We start from the raw sequence: 17682 nt of genomic DNA on the forward strand, positions 1-17682 counted from the left end.
GACTCGGTCATTGTAAATTCTTTTATACCTTCCTCAATTACTACAATTTTCAAAAGCTTTCAAAAATAAATATTCAAATCTTTAACTTCTTTGCTCATTTTCAAGCCAATAACTCCGTGCATATCTGCGAATAGATAATCCCAGACTGAATTGAATCCAGATCCAGGTATCCAATAGTAGTACACGCAAAACATTTCCGCGCTGAAATCGCCGTGAAGATGTGAGCAGACATGAATGAAGCAACACCAACTTCCCCTGTCCTCTCAATTTCCTGCAGAAGTAAGCAGCCTCCATAATGGGTTGTTCTGGATAGCCATTCAACTGACTAAATACCTTCTTTGTACAAAAAATACCCTGATCACCAAAGTATTTGTGATCTATGCGATACCGAATTCTATTGATCCATTCAATTATTCGATAGATTAATCCATTTCCGTCCATTTGAAACTCAAATGCTCCTCCTAAAATTTCAGTTTTTTTTAAACCATCTCTAATATTCAGGTCAAAATTTGGGGGAACCAATGAGTCAGCATCTAAAAATAATATGGCATCCCCTTTAGCCAATTCACCTCCTTTATTTAAGGATTTATACTTGGCACCTCTAAAACTGTCATCCTCAAGAATTATGTCTACTTTATCCTTGACTTTTGAAACGGTTTGATCAGCGCTTCCAGCGTCAATCAAAATAATTTCCATAGATAATTGTTCTGATCTTTTTTTGTAAATTTCATCAACGGTTTTTACGATATATGCGGCTTCGTTGAGAGTCGGGATTACAATGCTTAAATCCATATACTTAAATATAATGAAGCTAAGTTTCAAACTTTCTTGATTGTTCAGAATGGTACAACTAATTGCAATTAGCTGGGATATATTTGCCATTACAAGACTAGGCACATTGGCAGCAGGATTTATCACAGCTTTTGGGCTTCCACAGCAAACCCCTGGACGCGATCCGCGGAGAATGAGACATTTAATTACTTGGTTGATAAGAGATTAATTCCCCAATAACCAGGTATTATCTCCAATAATAATACAGTATTCGGAAGATGGTAAGTGTATTTCTTTGGCTATCTCGAAAAATATAAAGAATATCGCATGATGAAATTGTCGATTGCATAAAAACAATATTAAACGCTCACATGAAAGACGTAATCATACTGGCTGCTGGCGTAGGTTCCAGGTTGAGACCAATAACTGATAAAATACCTAAAACCATGGTTTCCGTAAAAGGTGATACCATCATCAATAGGCTATTGCGTCAGATTAAAAGTAGCTCACAAGACTGTAAGACACACGTGGTGGTAGGCTACAGACATAAGCAGATTGATCAACATCTTAAAGAACAAGGGCATAGTTGTCAATTAATTGTAAACGAGAATTACGCCACTACAAATAACATGTATTCACTTCACCTTGCCTTGTCGGAAATTGAGGATTCAAATGGCTTGGTAATTATTAACGCTGATTGCGTATATGATGAAGAGATCGTCCATGCCATGTTGGAAACAGAACATTCCAAAATCGCAGTTGATACGACTAATTTCTTTGATGAATCAATGAAAGTAGAAGTAAAAGACCAAGCGATAAGAGGTATTTCCAAAAAGTACCAAAACAAACCTGATACTTGTGTTTCCATTGATATTTATTCCTTCGATGCAGTCCACAAGCGAAAGCTTAATGATATCGTAAGTAAGACTATTGAAAGCGGAGAGCTTAACCATTGGACGGAGGTGGCTATCGATACATTGGTGCACGATCTGTCGACCCAAGTGACTACATTTGATATTGGAAACAAAAAATGGGTAGAAATAGATGACCACTCTGATTTAGCCAAAGCCAACTCATTGATGTAAGTATGCCTTTAAATTACGACGTCCTTATATTAGACCTGGATGGTACTGTTTACTTAGATGGTAAGCCGATCAGAAATATTGTAAACCAGCTAAATTCATTCGTTGAGGACAAAGGAGAAGTCTTTTATTTATCTAACAACACAAGCGTAAGCAGATATGACTATTTGCATAAGCTTAATAAGTTAGGCCTTAAAACAACTATTGATCAAATTATTTCTCCTTCAATCGTTGCTGGAGAACACCTTACCAAAAATGTGGGTAGCAAAGGATACATTGTTGGTACTGAAGCCCTGATTGAGGAGCTAAGTAATGCATACGGAATTGTGCATAACTACGATGAATCCAATTTTGTACTGATAGGTTTTGACAAAGAAGTTACGTACGAAAAACTGCAGCGCGCTTGTGAGCTGATCAATGGCGGAGTTCCTTACTATGTCACACATGTAGACTTAGCATGTCCTTCAGAATTAGGGCCCATTCCGGACTGCGGATCTATAGCTACGTTGATCAAAGCTGTTACTCAAAAGGATTTCAAAGATCATTTCGGCAAACCCTCCTTATTAATGGCCAATTACTTGCATAAGGTAATCCATAATATTGATCAAAAAAGATGTCTTTTCGCTGGTGATAGGCTTTACACGGACATTGCCTTGGGCAACCTGATGAAAATTGATACATTACTTGTTTTTAGTGGTGCCACTACCAAAGAAAACTATCAATCGAGCCCAAACAATAAACCAGCCTTCGTGGCCGATACGCTTTCTGAATTTCTAGATTCATTATGATTTTTAAGCAACTGGCTCATTTACCCATTATTTTTAAGGTCGACGAAAACATTCTCGACCAAATAGGCGCAATATTACGACAACACAATCTGTCGTTTGGAAGCATATTAGTGTTGTCGGGTAGTTCTTTTTCTGAGCAAATATCTCAGAGATTGATTGCCAATTTTGATAAAAGGGAGTGTAAGCATGAGGTTGTTCAAAATAACTCAACACAAGAAGTTCAGAGACTGCGCAACATAATTCAATCACATAGATTTGACCTTTTAATAGCCGTAGGCGGTGGCAAAGTTTTGGATACGGTAAAGCGCCTTAGTTTGTTGACAAGCATTAACCACCTTTCTATTCCTACCATAATATCCAATGATGGACTCATCTCTCCAATAGCAGTATTAACAAATGAGCAGGGTAAAACAGAAAGTTTACCGGCTACCATGCCGATGGGTGTTATCATTGATCTGGACGTCGTCAATCGTGCACCCATAAAATTCATGAGAGCTGCAGCTGGTGATATATTGTCCAATATTTCTGCCACCCACGACTGGGTTATTGCCAACAAAAAACAAAGAGAACCAATTAATGATATTGCCTATGAACTATCCCGTAGTTCTGCCAGTGGATTAATTAATTTTTCTGACACTAATTTTCAAAATAAAGCGTTCATTCGCCAAATTATATATGGACAGGTCAATTCTGGGCTGGCCATGTCATTGGCAGGCACCAGTCGGCCATGTAGTGGAAGCGAGCATCTACTGAGTCATGCTATCGATCATCTTGGCTATTCAGAAGATTTATTACATGGTATTCAGGTGGGTACCTTGAGTCTTTTTTGTCTGTTTCTTCAGAAAAAACTTAAGAAGGTACATCTCGAATATGCCAAAAAAACTGACATTCCATTATTGCCGAATGATCTAAATGCAAAAATTGAAAATCAGCTTTCAGAAATATTTGAGCTTGGAAAATCGATCAGGGTTGGGAGATATACTATCCTTGATGAAATCAGTAATGAGGAATTTTTAGATGAGTATGAAAAATATCGGAGCCATATTTCATCAACTATTTAGAATGATCAATTCTCAAAAGGTGCTGTACGAACAAAACGAACTCACATAGACTCAAGGAAGGCAAAATTATTTTAGTTTTGTTCGCAATTTCCCCAATATGGCATTAGTAAAAAAAGCGCTCAAAGTATATGGTCTATTCTTAAGGTCACTTCAGATTACCGCCTCAATTTTCTACAAAGGAACCAAACCACATATCATTCTTGGTAGTTCGGCAGGAACTAACATAAATGGGAATAGCAAGGCCCTATTTCTTTACATGAAAGCTTCAAATACTGCTCTTAAGGGTTATTTTATTACCCGCAACTATTCACGTTACAAATCGCAAATTGAGCAACACCCAAATCATTTTCTGTACGCATATTCTTTTAAGGCCCTCTACTATTGCCTTACGGCTAAGGCTTATGTAATTACGCATGGTCCTTATGATATTACTCCATTTAAAATAACCAATACAGGTAAGCCACTCATCAATCTTTGGCACGGCACTCCACTCAAGAAAATTGGCATCGATAGCCATCATGCTACTGAAAAGGCAAAAGATAAAATGCTGGATGATTTCGACGGGTTCATCGTGATGTCAGAGGAGGAACGTGAAATCATAAGCAGGTGCTATAGAACAAGGATTGAAAATACCTGGGTAACCGGATTTCCAAGAAATGACCTTGCTTTTGTGAAAAACAAAGCTATCATGGACGAAATTCCATTTATACAAGGAAAGCGTGTACTGGTATATGCTCCAACTTTCAGGGACAGCGGCAAAACCAGATTATTTCCTTTCGAAGATTTTGACCAGCCAAGTCTTATTGAATTCCTTGCTTCCAAAAACGCTGTTATGCTTATGCGCATGCATAAAAATGAACTAGCAAAGCATAAATTGGAGGAGAATGAATGGCTTAGAGTGTGTGATGGAAACTTAGTAGAGGAGCTGAATGAACTCATGCCTGTAATGGATATTCTCATTACTGACTACAGTAGTTCATACATAGATTGGCTCATTAAGGATGGTCCAAGTATCTTTTTACCTTATGATTTGGAATGGTACAATGAGTTTCGTGGATTTAATTTCGACTATGAGGAAGTGACTCCCGGCCCCAAAGTATATGACTTCCAGGACTTTCTATTTCAAATCAACCGATATTTGGATGATCCAAGCAAAGACTCTGAACTGAGACAAAAAGTAAAAGCCAGATTCCACAAATACCCGGATAACCATAGTTCTAAGCGAGTTTATAAACGGATAGAAACTTTGTTGACAACAAAATCATAAATGGCGAATAAGACAGTACTAGGAATGGTTTTTCATGGGGAGTACCCTACTCATCCACGGATTGAAAATCAGGCATTGCATCTGATCAATTTGGGCATGGAAGTCCATCTGTTTTGTGTAACCTATAAAAAAAATGAGCCGCGTCATCAATTATACAAAGGGATTCATGTACACCGTCACTATTTACCTTCCTGGATGTATCAGTTATCTGCCCTCGCTTACTCAATTTCTCTATATCACTTGATAATGAAACCCAAACTTGGGAGCTTTGTTAGAGACAACAAGATCGACGTGTTGCATCTTCACAACATGTATCTGGCACAACCTCTTTTCGACCTCAACAAAAAAAATAAACTACCGATTGTTCTGGATCTTCATGAAAACTTGCCTGAAATCATGAAGCACTACCCCCACTTGAAAAGTGCGTTAGGCAAAGTACTAATCCACCCCTCTTTTTGGAAGAAAAAGGAAGAAGAATTTATTAAAAAGTCGGATAAAGTAATTGTAGTTACCAATGAGGCCAAAATTGACATAGAGTCTCGAACAAAAATCGATTCAGACAAAACACTAGTCCTTCCTAATTTCACTGACTCTTCGTTTATCAAAAAATCGTATGATCAAAACATTGCAAATCGATTTGCCGATCGATTCAATGTGCTCTACATAGGAGATACTGGCACTCGAAGGGGCTTAGAATCTATAATCCGATCCATTCCGCTACTCATACATGATATTCCTAATTTCAATTTGATCATTGTTGGCTCTAGTAGTAACGATGCGTCATTGAAGGAACTAGCCAATAAAGAGGGTGCAACAAAGTATGTTTCGGCTGAAGGGTGGCAAACGGAAAATTTACTCCCGGACTATGTTCATGTTGCTGACGTAGGCATCTGTCCCATTTTAAGAAACATTCATCATGACACGACCTACGCCAACAAGCTCTTTCAGTATGCGCTGCACGGAAAATCTATTCTGGCTAGTGATTGTATAGCACAAAAATCACTAATCGAAAATGAAGAATGGGGACTTATTCATTCCGCAGATGATGCCGTCGACTTCGCGAAGCAATTAAAAACATTGTATCACAATCCTGAGCTGAGAAAGAAAACGGGACAAAATGCAGCAAAGTCCATAGAAAATAAATACAACTATGGCTCTTCCGGCTTCAATAATAAGTTTTACACAAAACTACTTAACGGCTAGTACTGTTTTTTGCTTCAGTGAGTAGACGACCGAACCCAGCAATAGCAAAATCAATACAATATTAGATATCAAAGTCACCAAGTTACCCAGCGTATAAGACCTTGGCTTAAACTCAAATTCAACTACGTGTTCACCCTTTGGTATTTCTAGTGCACGCAGAACATAATTAGTTCTTAGGATTGGCACCTCCTCACCATCTATAGTAGCCACCCAACCCTCAGGATAGTAGATTTCTGAGAATACAGCCAGGCCATAGCCATCATTTGTTGATTGGTACTTGAGATAATTGGGTTTATATTCCACTAATCGAATTTCACCGTTGGCAGAGGAGACCTGGTCCGAAATGTCAAACTTAGATTGATCAATTACAACTGTTGTTTTCGTATCGATTTGGCTTACTTCATTAATTTCTTCGTCGGCACTTTCTACTTCTACTACTTCGCTTATGAACCAAGCATTCCCATTGGCGGTCAGATTTGGCAGTACCGCATTCGCGGCACTACCTGCCAGAAAATACTTGGTATTCAACATGTTCAATACGCCAATATTCTCAAAGTCAAATGAGCCACCTTGCAAGGCAGAAATAACCCTGGATTGCTCGGGTGCAATGCATCGTTCAATCAACTCCTGATAACGGCCAAGTTTTGCGCCGTGATACCCTCCGATCGATTTATGATGATAAGAAGTCTTGGCATCATTGAAGGGATTGAGCAAATTCATCACACGGTAATTGATATCTTTATCCTTCAAAATAACCTGATCAGCCGCTGACATTTGAAATTCTGATTGGCGGGATTTTCGCACAAAAGTATCGCTATTGATAAACCGTTTGGCCACGCCAAACATATCCACGAATACCAAAATAATCAGCAGTGTGTAGGCAATAGTCTTTGACAGTTTTTCTCTGATCAGTGCCCATACTATTCCGGCAAAGAGTAAAACAAAAATTAAGCTTCTGAGTGCATCCATTCTAAGCAGTGAGGCTCTGTCTGCACGAAGTGCTTTTAGATACCAATCAGGATAGCTGGCCAACTGTGCATCTATGGCGCCTTTGTATCCTCCTAATCCGGCAAACACCGCACATAGAAACGCAAATCCTCCTACGACTGCAATAGCCATCAAGAACTTTCTTTGAATTCTTTTGTTAAAATCTGAGGCCAGTAATTTTTCTAATCCCAAAAACCCAACAAGTATCATGGCAAACACAACTATGATGATAGCAAATGTCACAGATCGGAATTTGTTGTAACCTGGCAGGTAATCAAAAATGAAATAATTAAAACCAAAATTACTCCCCCAGCTAAGTATAAGTGCAAAGAGAACTAAGCCGGCAAGCCAAATTTTGTATTTATTTTCCAGCAAAAACAAACTCAAAACGAATAGCATGACCACGATTGCTCCTGCATAATACGGTGCTGTCAGTGGCTGATTCCCCCAGTAGGCTGGAGCCGACTCTACCTGCTGCTTGATTTGCTGTCTGTTAGCTCCGTTTTTTCTGAGGGCATTCTCAAGGTTTGAATTAGCACCCAGGTTTTCTCTAGCCGTCCCACCGTAAAAATTAGGAATAAACAAAAAAAGTGGCTCGAAAATGCCATTGCTGTATTGAAACGCATAATCCTTATCTAATCCTGACTTAGACTCACCGGTCTGCGAAAGCTCCGATTTGCCTCTTGTTGAGTACTTGCTATATTCTAATGTGGTTATGAGTCCGCCAAAATTAGCACCTACCGCTAGTAGTGCAGCCAGGATCAGTATGGCACTGTTTTTAGAAAAACCAGACATCTCCTTTTCTTTAATGGCCATAATCAACTGCATAATTCCATATGCAGCCACAATCAACACCAAGTAGTATGTGATTTGCAAATGATTGGGTCTTAAGTGAATGGCTAAGCCAATTGCTGTAATTACAAATCCCCAAATCTTGTTGCCTTTAAACACCAGATGAATCCCAGCCAAAACCAAGGGCATCGTTGAAACTGCAGATATTTTAGCATTATGACCAGCCATTAATCCTATAATCGAGAAGGCAGTGAAACCATACGCGATACCGCCAGCTATGGCCAACCATGACCGCACACTCATTGAGAGAAGCAAAATGTAAAAGGACAAACAGCCGATAAAAATCGTCATCATTGGGTATGTCAAAAAGAGACCATACGCCCTGTGAACATGTTTAAGCAGATCACCGGAGAATTTGACATTTATCATATAGCCAGGCATGCCGCTAAACATTGAATTGGTCCATAGCCCCTCCTCTCCAGTTTTTTCTCTGTATTCAATCAGCTCGTGAGCCCCACCTTCCCATTGCGTAATATCATGCTGCGGCAGGCTTTTGCCTTCAAAAAAAACTGGTGCAAAAAATAAGACAGTCGTAAAGCAAAAAATAGCAATGGCTACCAAATGTGGTAGTAGATCTTTCTTGAAATTAAGGTTTAGCATAAGTCAATAGAAGTGCTGGGTTCGAAATATTCCTGTGGTAATATTAGCTCAAATGATTGAAAATCTTAATTCAAGGCTCGAATTAATGCCAAGATATCATCTTCATTATTATAAAAATAGATACCAAATCTGATAAGACCATTTCGATAAGTACAGCCTATGTTTGCTTGTTCCAGTTTTTTAACTCGTTCGGGAGTCCCTTCTATCATTACAATGTTATTACTTCTTTGAACAGGCGTCAGGACTTCTATGTTTGATTGCTCAAGACTCAAATGCAACTGTTTCATTAACTGATGCGTCCGCTCTTGAACAGAAGTAAATCCAATATCAACCAGCTCAGAGAAGGATTCTTTCAATGCCAAGACAGGCAATATTTTAATATGACCCAGTTCTAACCGTTCAATGCCTTGCCGGTGATTATCCGGATCAAGAAGATCCGCCTCCGCACTGATGATTGTATACTGACCTGCTGCTTGAATAGGAAAATCCCTAACAAAAGAGTTTTTACAAACCATCATGCAAGTACCATAACCCGCCAAAAACCACTTAAAACAGGAACACAAAAGAACGTCGACATTAACTTGACTTAAATCCAGGGAATGAGCACCTAATCCTTGTGTAGCATCCAACGCAAATACGGTCCCATATTTTTTGCATAGTTCTCCAATCGCATGAATATCCATTTTCTGACCGGTATTATACATCACCCAGCTCATTACCAACACATCAACCCCTTGCTCTAAAACATCTTCCAGACGTGATAAATCATGATAATAATTTGCCCTTTTCACCCATTGAATATTAAACCCCCTACCAATAAATGGCATGTTCACTGCAGGAAAATCCTTTTCAAGGAGTGCAATCCTTTTATCTCGTCCAAATACCTCAGCCAGAAGGTTCATGCCTGTACTCACATCAGATAAAACCGCACTCTGATGGTCTTGGGCATTTAATAAGTTTAGAAACTCCTTCCTTAGATATTTGGCGGCATCATGTGCCTCTCCCAAAATCGTATTACCATTGAGTTGCCAACTCGCCAAACACTCCAATTGGACCTTTACGGTTCGATTGGATAAAGCACCAAAAGATGATGAATTGAAGTATACCTTTTGATTTGGCAGTTGATAATTTTTTCTGATTAAATCCCAATCAATAGTTTGTTGCATTTAATTGTTATGTTATTTGAAGGATAGTTATTGCAGTTGATAAGTCGCATACGGTAGTCCATCACGAAGAAATAAATTTAAGGCCTCTTTTACTTATATTTATAAGGATAATTTTCTTTTTACCAGACCGTCGAAGATCATTGCCAATATGAATAATGGATTGAAAGTGCTTTTTGCGATAGTATGGTGCCATATTCTTCAATCCCATTCTCTGGCACAGTCTTCACTTGACAAAAGCGCGGCACGTGGTAAGGAAATCTACATCAGCGAATGTATTGCATGTCATATGGAAAATGGCGAAGGTATAACTGGTGCCTTTCCTCCGCTAGCCCAGTCTGACTATTTTGAAAATGATATATGGAAGGCTGTGGATGCGATTATCAATGGACTAGAGGGAGAATTGATTGTCAATGGAAATACCTATTATGGTGTAATGGATCCGGTCGCTCTTTCCGATGAAGAAATAACTGATGTGCTTAATTATATCAGGAATAGCTGGAATGGTGAAGCCGAGCTCTTAACACCAGAGGATGTTACCAAAATGAAGAATTCCGGAGTAGGCCAATAGGCGATAGTATTTGAAATTAAAAAATGAAAGAATTTAAGACGATTATTGAAGCTTACAAACAAGTAGATTTTACTAAAAGAAAGGCTGCTCTAGCCACCGTGGTTCAGGTCAAAGGTTCTTCCTACAGAAGTCCCGGAGCTAGAATGTTGATGCTTGACAATGGTCGATGGGTTGGATCTATAAGCGGTGGGTGTCTGGAAGGAGATGCGCTGCGAAAGGCCAGGCAGGTAATTATGAACAAAACCCCGCGTACAGTCACCTATGATACTTCAAACGATGATGATAATCAGTTGGGAATAGGACTAGGCTGCAATGGCATCATCGACATCCTGATTGAGCCAATCGCTCCTGAACATGCCAATCATCCAATCACACTATTGGAATCTTACATTACTTATGGGAATATCGGGGCAAGTGCTTCTGTATTCGAATCTGAAGCAGCCAATATACCCGTTGGTTCTAAAGTAGGATACAACGATCTGGAAAAAACGACTGGGTCTTCTGAACAATTGATTGAATTATTGCATGAAGATCTGGCCGAGGTAGTCACAAATCAGAAACCAGAAATCAAGGAATATTTCACAACCCAAGGCCGGATCAAGGTCTTTTTGGAATTAATTCAACCAAACATTGACTTACTAATTTTCGGCGGCGGATTTGACGCCAAACCAGTGACGGAACTGGCCCATATCCTGGGATGGAACGTGCGAGTGACCGACGAGTGTGTAGCCCATCTCGTGCCAATCAATTTCCCAAAGGCTGATCAGATGCAGTCATGCAAAAGAGAGTTTGTCCAAAAGGAAATTAAGATCACACCATTCACCGCAATTGTGTTGATGTCTCATAACCTTAAATATGACGAAGAAGTTTTGAGTCAAATCATAGGAAGCAAGGCGCCGTATATAGGCATTTTGGGACCTAAAAAGAGAGCAACTAAGTTATTTGATGCACTTAAAGAAAAGTACCATATTGAGCCCACTGCTGAGCAAATGGAAAGAATTCACGCACCCATTGGACTTGACATTGGTGCAGAAACTCCTGACGAAATCGCCGTGTCGATCATAAGCGAAATTCAGGCGAAATTCAGTAATCGCTCTGGCGGCTTTATCAAGTATCGCACGGGTCCTATTCATCATAGAGATGGCAAAGAGGACCAGGTTTTCAGACAGGTATATCTAAAAAATTTCTTCCCAAATCAAAAGGCCAATTAAACCCTCTCCTACCATATTGATTTTAGCTGCAGGGAGCTCGAGCAGATTGGGACAACCCAAACAACTTTTACATTTCAAGGGAAGAACTTTGATCGAAAATGTGGTGGCTATGGGTGCCGAGTTGTCCGATGACATATTTGTAATTCTCGGAAGTAACCACAAGAAGATCGCTCAAAAAATATCTGATTCCGCTGCTCATCTCTGTTATTTCCAGGATTGGGAACTAGGCATGGGTAGTACTATTTCCTTTGGCATTCAGCAAATTCTCAATAAGGATCGCTATACAAAGGAAGTGCTAATTCTCTTATGCGACCAGTTGCATGTTTCATCTCAAATGCTGTCCGAGCTAATCTATTTTCATAATCAATCTGATCATATCATCACCGCCTGTGGCTATGACAAATCCTATGGCGCACCTGCACTTTTCGACAGAAAAGTTTTTCTCGACCTACTCAATCTGAGTGATGAGCATGGAGCCAAAAAAGTAATACAAAAGCATTTCAAAAATACCCAGATAATCGCTTATCCAGAAGCACAAATTGATATCGACAAACCTAAAGATTTGGCCTTGTTGAAATAAGAGCTACTAAGATTTTTTTGGCAGAATTGTTTATTTTCACGTTGAACTAAATTTAGCCAGTAATGTCGAAATGGGACAGTGACAAAATCTTTAGCGTATCCGCTTTTGTGATCAGTGTAGCCACCTTAGCTACACTTGTCTATCAATCTCAAATCATGCGTGAGCATCAAGAGAAGACATCCTTTCCAAAATTGGAATTATGGAATAACAATAACGGCAAGAATTATCAGTTGGAACTCAAAAACACTGGTTTAGGACCTGCTATTCTGGAAGATATCAAGGTGATTTTCAATGACTCCATTTATGACATGGACCCAGCCAGTTTTGCTCATTTGTACAAAGACTCCCTAAATGCACGGCTTCCCTTAGGTACATCGTCATTAAGAAAAGGAAGAGTGATAGAACCTGGCGTTAGAGTCTGGCCAATCAATATCAATTCTGATTCGATCCGAAAACACCCAATTGCCAATTTGTTTAGAAGAGAAGGTGCCAGTGTTGTTATCCGCTATTCGTCAGTCTACCAACATCAGTGGGAAATTAGAGGCACAGGCACTGCTCCCACATTGGTGGACGAAGAACCCATTGTTATTAAACAGTTATTAGGAGACTAAAAAAACCAAAGTTTAACAGCCATCACCAACACGGTCACTATCAAGAAATAGCGAATCCATTTATCACCTTTATCGACAGACCATCTGCTGGCTGTCCAGCCACCGATAGAGGTTCCGGCAGCCAAAGTTAGTCCTAAGACCCAATCGACCTGTCCCTCCCAGGCAAATACACCTAAGGCAAAAATGGTATAGATCAGTGCAACAAATACTTTGATGCTGTTGGTTTTCACCAGTGACAATTGATTGATCAGCGTCAAAGCTGATATGATAATAAAGCCGACGCCAGCCTGAATAAATCCGCCATAAATTCCAACAAAAAAGAAGGCAATCACACTGACAGTTTGACGTCCAGGACTCATCAGTTCCTCCTGGTTACCCTTTTTCTTCAGTGGATTAAAGACTGTAATACCAATCACCAGAATCATAACAATAGCTAAGATTCTATTGAATAGTTCTCCGCTGATATCGACTGCGATCTTCGCTCCAATTATCGCCCCAATTAAGGCTGATATGGAGAGCCAGATAGAAAATGGAAAAGCAGACACTCCTTTACTTTTGAAGCCCCCTACAGCAAATACGTTTTGTAAGAATATCCCAACCCGATTGGTGCCATTGGCCATAGCAGGCGGTAGCCCTAAAAATATCAGAATGGGCAACGTCAAGAGAGAACCTCCGCCAGCAACTACATTAATAAACCCGGCGATCAGTCCGGAACCAAAGATCAGAAGATATTCATAGTACGCCATTATTAATCTATTTTAACCACATCTAGCGGATCTGTACAAAGTCCCAACAAGTCCTTGTTGGTTTGTTTTAATTTTGGATGAAGATAATCGGCAGCTATTTCTACCAACGGTACTAAAGTGAATTTTCTGTTTTGAATTTCCGGATGAGGGATGATCAGTTCGTCATCCTCGATTACAAGATTTTCAAAATACAATATATCGATATCAATTAGTCTTTCTCCCCAATGTTCAAACCTTACTCTCCCTAATTTTTTTTCAATCTCCAGACACAAATTCAGTAACTCTTTGGGCTCGAAAGAAGTTTTCAAATATAAAACCTGATTTAGAAAATCATCCTGATCTTCCTTGCCCCAAGCTGAAGTTTGATAAACAAAAGAGGAAGTCAATATTACTCCTGCCCGTGCACTTATTAATTCCCTTGCTTGTAATAAATTATGTCTTTTGTCACCAATATTGGTACCTAACAGCAAGAAACAATGACTCATAAAATAAAATTGAATTGGGGTCAGCGTATAGCTGAAATTAATAGTTTTGCAATAATAGAAAATAAAAGAATTCAAAGTCCATGTCCTTCTTTAAATCTGTCTTATCGACAATCACAGCGCTGATCATTTTCTGCGTTATTTTCCTTTTCATCTTTGTTCCTGCCATCGTAGGAATTATCGTTGCTTCAGGCTCAGATGAAGTACCGTCCGTTGAAAGTAATTCTGTCTTGTATATCAACCTGAGCGGTATGATTTCAGAACGGGTTCCAGAGGATCCATTCGCAGAATTGTTTCCTGATTCTGGCGATGCCAAATTAGCGCTATTGAAAACGTTGGAATCTATCGAAGCTGCAAAATATGACGACAATATTGAGGGCATTTATCTTGAACACGGCTATGTAAGCGGTGGCTATGCAGCACTCGATGAAATAAGGCTAGCCATACTTGATTTTAAAGAGAGTGGAAAATTCGTGTACAGCTATGGAGAATATATTTCCGAAGCCAACTATTATGTCGCGTCCGTAGCCGACGAAATTGTATTGAATCCCATTGGCACATTAGAATTTAATGGATTGAATGCCAGCATCACCTTTTACAAAGGGCTATTTGACAAACTAGATATTGAAGCTCAGATTTTCAGAGTGGGTACTTACAAGAGCGCGGTCGAGCCTTATTTCAGAAAAGACATGAGCGATGCCAATAAAGAGCAGGTTGGATCTTTTGTAAACGATATCTATGATCACTTTTTGAAAAATGTGAGTGAGTCTAGAAACATTGAACTCAATCGCTTACGAGAAATATCCAATCAGATGCTTGTTCGAAAGGCCGATGATGCAGCTGAGTTCGGTTTGGTAACGAAAGTAGCCTATGAAAACGAGGTGAAAGAGATGATCAGAACCGAATTGGATCTAAAGAACGATGAAAAAATCAACTTTGTAAATCTGTCCAATTATATGCAAACAGTCGAATCAGACTACTCATCCAACAAAGTGGCTGTAATTGTTGCTGATGGAGAAATCATCTCAGGCTCAGGTGATCTTGAGACCGTAGGTTCGGAAAAGTTCGTAAAAGCCATCAAAAAGGCACGGGAAAGTAAAAGAGTGAAAGCAGTAGTGATTCGAGTGAATTCTCCGGGAGGGTCCATGTTGGCCTCAGACGTGATGTGGAATGAAATTATGCTGACAAAAAAAGAAAAACCAGTTATTGCGTCTATGTCCGCAGTAGCTGCATCAGGAGGATACTACATGGCGATGCCTTGTGATACCATAGTGGCACAGCCAATGACTATTACAGGATCGATTGGAATCTACGGAATGATTCCTAACCTGGGTGACTTTCTGGAGAACAAACTAGGCATTACCAATGATGGAGTCAGCACCGGAGAATTCTCTGATCTATACCGGGTATCAAGTGCCTTAAACGACCATGAAAGAAATATCATCCAGACCTCCGTTGAACGTGGATATGAGATGTTCACCAAGAAGGCCGCCGAAGGTCGAAATATGACACAAGACGCCATCAAAGCTGTAGCCTCAGGCAGAGTCTGGACAGGAAGCCAGGCCAAAGAAAGAGGACTGGTCGATATCTTAGGCACCTACAATGACGCCGTAGAATTGGCCGCCGCCAAAGCAGGGATATCAGACGACTACGCAGTAAAGTATTATCCTCAATTGAAATCGAAATGGGAAGAAATCTTTAGTACAGTACTAGAAGAAACAGAAACCAGAATCTTCAACAAAAATTATGGTCAAATGGCTAAGTTCGTTGATGCCATCAAACAATTAGAAAAATACCAGGGAATTCAAGCCAGAATGCCTTATGAGTTGGAGTTGAAATAAATAAAATATTCTAATTTAGCGCTTCCATAATATTAATCCCTAATAAAAGATTTTTGAGCATGATCATTCGAAACGACTGGACCAGAGAAGAGATAACAGAGATATATAACACATCGATCATGGACCTCGTGTATCGGGCTGCTACCGTACACCGTGCCTATCACGACCCTAATGAAGTGCAGGTGTGTACTTTACTTTCTGTGAAAACTGGTGGATGTCCTGAAGATTGTGCGTATTGCCCTCAAGCGGCCAGGTATCATACTGATGTGAAAGTTCACAAACTGATGGAAGTGGATGAGGTTCTGGATTCTGCTAAGGCTGCTAAGGATAACGGCAGCACAAGATTCTGTATGGGTGCCGCCTGGAGAGAAGTGCGAGACAATCGCGATTTTGACAAGGTATTAGAAATGGTGAAGGGTGTGAACGGCATGGGTATGGAGGTCTGCTGTACGTTGGGTATGCTCACAGAAGAGCAAGCTGAGAAATTAAAAGATGCCGGATTGTACGCCTACAACCACAACCTGGATACCAGTGAAGAGCACTATGACGAAATCATATCTACCAGAACCTATGATGATCGTTTGGATACATTGAACAATGTAAGAAAAGCGAAAATATCTGTCTGCTCAGGAGGAATCATCGGCATGGGAGAAAGTCATCAAGATAGAGTTGGCATGCTTCATACGTTGGCCACCTTGGAAGAACATCCTGAATCCGTACCTGTCAATGCCTTGGTACCCGTAGAAGGCACTCCCCTGGAAGATCAGCCAAGAGTATCCATTTGGGAAATGATCAGGATGATAGCAACGGCCAGAATCATCATGCCAAATTCGATGGTAAGATTATCTGCAGGCCGCGTCAGAATGAGTGTAGAAGAACAAGCGATGTGCTTCCTTGCCGGTGCTAACTCAATATTTGCCGGTGAAAAGCTTTTGACTACACCAAATCCTGAAGAGGATATGGACAAGCAAATGTTTCAGACGTTAAACCTGAAGCCCAGGGCCTCTTTCAAAGAAAATGAGGAGCCCCTCGAATTCCAGACTATTCCACAACATTGAACAACCTCATCTTTTTTTGGGTTTTAACCATTTGTGCCGCATGCACAGTAAAAGTTGATTCCAAAAATTCGATTGATAAGTACAAAAATATTAAGAAGGGCCGCTACAACGTGGCCTTTTTGATTATGGATGGCACGTTCAATACTGAATTGACTGCTCCGTTTGACATATTTCATCATACCATATTCAGAGAAGGTATCAAGCCGATGAATGTCTTTATGGTAGCCAATACCAATGAACCCATTACCAGCTTTGAAGGCATTCGATTGATTCCTGATTTTAATTACGTTACAGACTGCTTGCCTGCCATCGATATCTTAGTAGTACCGAGTGCGGAAGGGCACTTGGACAAAGATTTGGAAGACTCCGTCATGTTGTCATTTGTAAAGGAGGCTGCCCAAAAAGCTACCTATGTTACCTCACATTGCGACGGGGCATTTGTGTTAGCCGAAGCAGGGCTGCTGAAGGACATTGAGTCCACAACCTTCCCGGGAGATATTGATACATACCGAAACAAATATCCTGACCAAGTCATCCATGATTCCATTCTCTTTGTGCATCACGACAAGTTTATCACTTCAGCCGGAGGAGCCAAGTCCTTTGAAGCTGCTCTTTACTTGTGCGAGATTATGTACGGAAAAAAAGTAGCTGATCAACTGGCAAACGGGTTAGTTATCGATTGGGATTTATCGAAAGTCCCCTATCTGCAAGTAGAATAGAATCTATTTAAAAAGAATACCAGACGGTATCGAGTGATCAGCCGTCGAAAAAAAAGGCATTATCCAATCATACGCTTTCCATAGTAATC

17 protein-coding genes are annotated in these 17682 nt (G+C 40.1%); 12 read left to right on the forward strand and 5 right to left on the reverse strand.

Going from position 1 to position 17682, the window contains the following annotated elements:
* Positions 1-81: 81 nt before the first annotated feature.
* A complete protein-coding gene (locus ABJD64_RS12960; protein WP_348179311.1) occupies positions 82-792 on the reverse strand; it encodes a glycosyltransferase family 2 protein in 711 nt (236 codons plus the stop codon).
* Between the two features lie 350 nt (positions 793-1142).
* Between ABJD64_RS12960 and ABJD64_RS12965 the strand changes: the two genes are divergently transcribed.
* The 5 genes from ABJD64_RS12965 to ABJD64_RS12985 all read left to right on the forward strand — a co-directional run bounded on the left by ABJD64_RS12965 (position 1143) and on the right by ABJD64_RS12985 (position 6172).
* Positions 1143-1856 (forward strand): phosphocholine cytidylyltransferase family protein, encoded by a 714-nt coding sequence (locus ABJD64_RS12965; RefSeq protein ID WP_348179312.1) that lies wholly within the window; start codon positions 1143-1145, stop codon positions 1854-1856.
* A 2-nt stretch (positions 1857-1858) separates the two neighbouring features.
* On the forward strand, positions 1859-2641 hold the full coding sequence (locus ABJD64_RS12970) for an HAD-IIA family hydrolase (protein ID WP_348179313.1): 783 nt from the start codon (positions 1859-1861) through the stop codon (positions 2639-2641).
* Positions 2638-3702, forward strand: coding sequence for an iron-containing alcohol dehydrogenase (locus tag ABJD64_RS12975; RefSeq protein ID WP_348179314.1), 1065 nt, complete (start codon positions 2638-2640; stop codon positions 3700-3702). The genes ABJD64_RS12970 and ABJD64_RS12975 overlap by 4 nt, the downstream gene beginning before the upstream one ends.
* 97 nt (positions 3703-3799) lie before the next feature.
* Positions 3800-4969, forward strand: a complete 1170-nt coding sequence (locus ABJD64_RS12980; protein WP_348179315.1) for a CDP-glycerol glycerophosphotransferase family protein — start codon at positions 3800-3802, stop codon at positions 4967-4969.
* On the forward strand, positions 4970-6172 hold the full coding sequence (locus ABJD64_RS12985) for a glycosyltransferase family 4 protein (protein ID WP_348179316.1): 1203 nt from the start codon (positions 4970-4972) through the stop codon (positions 6170-6172).
* Here the strand turns inward: ABJD64_RS12985 and ABJD64_RS12990 are convergent.
* Both ABJD64_RS12990 and ABJD64_RS12995 read right to left on the reverse strand, forming a co-directional pair.
* Complete coding sequence (locus ABJD64_RS12990; protein WP_348179317.1) at positions 6158-8611, reverse strand: YfhO family protein; 2454 nt, start codon at positions 8609-8611, stop codon at positions 6158-6160. The two genes, ABJD64_RS12985 and ABJD64_RS12990, sit on opposite strands and share 15 nt — an antisense overlap.
* 65 nt (positions 8612-8676) lie before the next feature.
* On the reverse strand, positions 8677-9777 hold the full coding sequence (locus ABJD64_RS12995; RefSeq protein ID WP_348179318.1) for an aminotransferase class V-fold PLP-dependent enzyme: 1101 nt from the start codon (positions 9775-9777) through the stop codon (positions 8677-8679).
* A 148-nt stretch (positions 9778-9925) separates the two neighbouring features.
* Between ABJD64_RS12995 and ABJD64_RS13000 the strand changes: the two genes are divergently transcribed.
* The 4 genes from ABJD64_RS13000 to ABJD64_RS13015 all read left to right on the forward strand — a co-directional run bounded on the left by ABJD64_RS13000 (position 9926) and on the right by ABJD64_RS13015 (position 12747).
* A complete protein-coding gene (locus ABJD64_RS13000) occupies positions 9926-10345 on the forward strand; it encodes a cytochrome c (RefSeq protein ID WP_348179319.1) in 420 nt (139 codons plus the stop codon).
* A 23-nt stretch (positions 10346-10368) separates the two neighbouring features.
* The gene (locus ABJD64_RS13005; protein ID WP_348179320.1) at positions 10369-11556 is read left to right on the forward strand and encodes an XdhC/CoxI family protein; all 1188 of its coding nucleotides are present in this window, start codon (positions 10369-10371) and stop codon (positions 11554-11556) included.
* Positions 11557-11572: 16 nt separating this feature from the next.
* The gene (locus ABJD64_RS13010) at positions 11573-12136 is read left to right on the forward strand and encodes a nucleotidyltransferase family protein (RefSeq protein WP_348179321.1); all 564 of its coding nucleotides are present in this window, start codon (positions 11573-11575) and stop codon (positions 12134-12136) included.
* 62 nt (positions 12137-12198) lie between these two features.
* Positions 12199-12747, forward strand: a complete 549-nt coding sequence (locus tag ABJD64_RS13015; RefSeq protein ID WP_348179322.1) for a hypothetical protein — start codon at positions 12199-12201, stop codon at positions 12745-12747.
* Here ABJD64_RS13015 and ABJD64_RS13020 read toward each other — a convergent pair.
* Complete coding sequence (locus ABJD64_RS13020; RefSeq protein ID WP_348179323.1) at positions 12744-13493, reverse strand: sulfite exporter TauE/SafE family protein; 750 nt, start codon at positions 13491-13493, stop codon at positions 12744-12746. The genes ABJD64_RS13015 and ABJD64_RS13020 overlap by 4 nt on opposite strands.
* Before the next feature lie 2 nt (positions 13494-13495).
* Positions 13496-13978, reverse strand: coding sequence for a 2-amino-4-hydroxy-6-hydroxymethyldihydropteridine diphosphokinase (folK, locus tag ABJD64_RS13025; RefSeq protein WP_348179324.1), 483 nt, complete (start codon positions 13976-13978; stop codon positions 13496-13498).
* A gap of 80 nt (positions 13979-14058) precedes the next feature.
* Here folK and sppA point away from each other — a divergent pair, with 80 nt between their 5' ends.
* Genes sppA through ABJD64_RS13040 form a run of 3 tightly spaced genes read left to right on the forward strand, consistent with a single transcriptional unit; the run spans position 14059 to position 17593 of the window.
* On the forward strand, positions 14059-15816 hold the full coding sequence (gene sppA / locus ABJD64_RS13030) for a signal peptide peptidase SppA (RefSeq protein ID WP_348179325.1): 1758 nt from the start codon (positions 14059-14061) through the stop codon (positions 15814-15816).
* Between the two features lie 59 nt (positions 15817-15875).
* On the forward strand, positions 15876-16874 hold the full coding sequence (gene bioB / locus ABJD64_RS13035) for a biotin synthase BioB (protein ID WP_348179326.1): 999 nt from the start codon (positions 15876-15878) through the stop codon (positions 16872-16874).
* A complete protein-coding gene (locus ABJD64_RS13040; RefSeq protein ID WP_348179327.1) occupies positions 16871-17593 on the forward strand; it encodes a DJ-1/PfpI family protein in 723 nt (240 codons plus the stop codon). Before bioB ends, ABJD64_RS13040 begins: the two co-directional genes overlap by 4 nt.
* Positions 17594-17682: the final 89 nt, after the last annotated feature.

This window comes from Reichenbachiella sp., from assembly GCF_039944555.1.
In the GTDB taxonomy this organism is placed as follows: Bacteria; Bacteroidota; Bacteroidia; order Cytophagales; family Cyclobacteriaceae; genus Reichenbachiella.

What these genes read in the sequence shown, in the direction of transcription:
- ABJD64_RS12995 (WP_348179318.1), bottom strand. Translation starts at nt 9,777, where the DNA reads ATGCAACAAACTATTGATTGGGATTTAATCAGAAAAAATTATCAACTG.
- ABJD64_RS13020 (WP_348179323.1), bottom strand. Translation starts at nt 13,493, where the DNA reads ATGGCGTACTATGAATATCTTCTGATCTTTGGTTCCGGACTGATCGCC.
- ABJD64_RS12990 (WP_348179317.1), bottom strand. Translation starts at nt 8,611, where the DNA reads ATGCTAAACCTTAATTTCAAGAAAGATCTACTACCACATTTGGTAGCC.
- ABJD64_RS12980 (WP_348179315.1), top strand. Translation starts at nt 3,800, where the DNA reads ATGGCATTAGTAAAAAAAGCGCTCAAAGTATATGGTCTATTCTTAAGG.
- ABJD64_RS12960 (WP_348179311.1), bottom strand. Translation starts at nt 792, where the DNA reads ATGGATTTAAGCATTGTAATCCCGACTCTCAACGAAGCCGCATATATC.
- ABJD64_RS13015 (WP_348179322.1), top strand. Translation starts at nt 12,199, where the DNA reads ATGTCGAAATGGGACAGTGACAAAATCTTTAGCGTATCCGCTTTTGTG.
- bioB (WP_348179326.1), top strand. Translation starts at nt 15,876, where the DNA reads ATGATCATTCGAAACGACTGGACCAGAGAAGAGATAACAGAGATATAT.
- ABJD64_RS12965 (WP_348179312.1), top strand. Translation starts at nt 1,143, where the DNA reads ATGAAAGACGTAATCATACTGGCTGCTGGCGTAGGTTCCAGGTTGAGA.
- sppA (WP_348179325.1), top strand. Translation starts at nt 14,059, where the DNA reads ATGTCCTTCTTTAAATCTGTCTTATCGACAATCACAGCGCTGATCATT.
- ABJD64_RS13000 (WP_348179319.1), top strand. Translation starts at nt 9,926, where the DNA reads ATGAATAATGGATTGAAAGTGCTTTTTGCGATAGTATGGTGCCATATT.
- ABJD64_RS12985 (WP_348179316.1), top strand. Translation starts at nt 4,970, where the DNA reads ATGGCGAATAAGACAGTACTAGGAATGGTTTTTCATGGGGAGTACCCT.
- ABJD64_RS12970 (WP_348179313.1), top strand. Translation starts at nt 1,859, where the DNA reads ATGCCTTTAAATTACGACGTCCTTATATTAGACCTGGATGGTACTGTT.
- ABJD64_RS12975 (WP_348179314.1), top strand. Translation starts at nt 2,638, where the DNA reads ATGATTTTTAAGCAACTGGCTCATTTACCCATTATTTTTAAGGTCGAC.
- ABJD64_RS13005 (WP_348179320.1), top strand. Translation starts at nt 10,369, where the DNA reads ATGAAAGAATTTAAGACGATTATTGAAGCTTACAAACAAGTAGATTTT.
- folK (WP_348179324.1), bottom strand. Translation starts at nt 13,978, where the DNA reads ATGAGTCATTGTTTCTTGCTGTTAGGTACCAATATTGGTGACAAAAGA.